The organism is Leisingera sp. F5, from assembly GCF_001593695.1.
Window position 1 is genome coordinate 1 of record NZ_LUKH01001220.1, and the last position, 1182, is coordinate 1182.

Annotated in this window: 1 protein-coding gene; it reads right to left on the minus strand. The window is 64.8% G+C overall.

Annotated features, from left to right (window positions below; all coding sequences use genetic code 11):
* Window positions 1–306: 306 nt before the first annotated feature.
* Window positions 307–1113, minus strand: coding sequence for a VCBS repeat-containing protein (locus tag A2I95_RS40285; RefSeq protein ID WP_291737930.1), 807 nt, complete (start codon window positions 1111–1113; stop codon window positions 307–309).
* Window positions 1114–1182: the final 69 nt, after the last annotated feature.

A 1182-nucleotide genomic window follows, 5' to 3' on the forward strand; every position in this document is an offset into this window, starting at 1 on the left:
GGTCCGCTGCAGGAAGGTCCACCCGCTGATACCGGTGCCCAACACATAGGGTGTAAAGCTCACGCGCCTGTCTCCTGTAAAACCGGCCCAGACAGGTAGCCGCCTGGCGCCGCTCGTCAGGGGCAAGGTAACCAAAGGTGATGAATAAATATGAAACACCGCGCAAAAACCGGGTTGGACGCGGTGCAGCAGGCCTGTCTTTCCGGGCGGCAGAGTCGGCAAGCACTCCCGCCCGCTCCAGCCCATCCTTGCGGATGCACTTCCCAGTTGGGCACGGCGCCGCGCCATGCGCGCCGCGGGCAGCGCCTAACGGCAGGCCAATACGGCCTGCAGACCCGTTCCCTGCCCGAAAGGGCCGATATCCTGGCTGGCGATCCTGCCGTCCTGCAGACGGGATGCGATGATCCTGCGCCAATCACCGCTGACTGTCACCAGCTCCGGTCCCAGCCCGCAATTGCGGATTCCGGAGGTGATGAAGTCCTGGCCGATCCGGTGATTGGTCAGCCCGGCTTGGCTGGCAGTTTCAGTCAGCGCGCCGTCCTTGAATCGCCAGATGCGCAGGGTTTTCGCCAGATGCGGCCGGTCGACATAGGCGACCTCCACATACCCGTCGCCATCCAGATCCGCGGCGCCAATTGGGGCCAGCCAGCGGTTGCGGGTGCCAATATGCGGAGTAGCGGCAATTTTCTCCCCACGCGCGTCATAAATGGCCAGCTGGGCACCCTGCGCCACATCGGTTTCGACCACCAGGACTTCGGGGCTGTCATCGCCGTCCACATCCGCCAGCCGCGGCGCGGTGTCCTCGAACACATGATCCTGCGGCAGGCGGATTAGAATTTTGGACTTCCGGTGGACCGTCTTGTTAGTAAGCCCGACCTCATCCGTGCCTTCTACGGTCAGCACCAGCGTCCCGTATTCCACATCATCACCCAGCACACCGTGCCCGTAGCGGGTGGTGGGATCGCCGTAACGCGCCGAGACCACCCTGTCCTCAGCCGCCAGTGCAGAAGGGCCAGCCAAGGCCAGCCCCAGGCACAACGCCCGCCATGCGCGGCGGGCGGAACGGGGCCGGGCGCGCATCCTCAGACGCCGCGCCGCTGCCCCCGCGGTCATCAGATCTGCTTTTCGGGCATGTGCACAACCAGCCCTTCCAGCGCGTCGCTCACCTTGATCTGGCAGGTC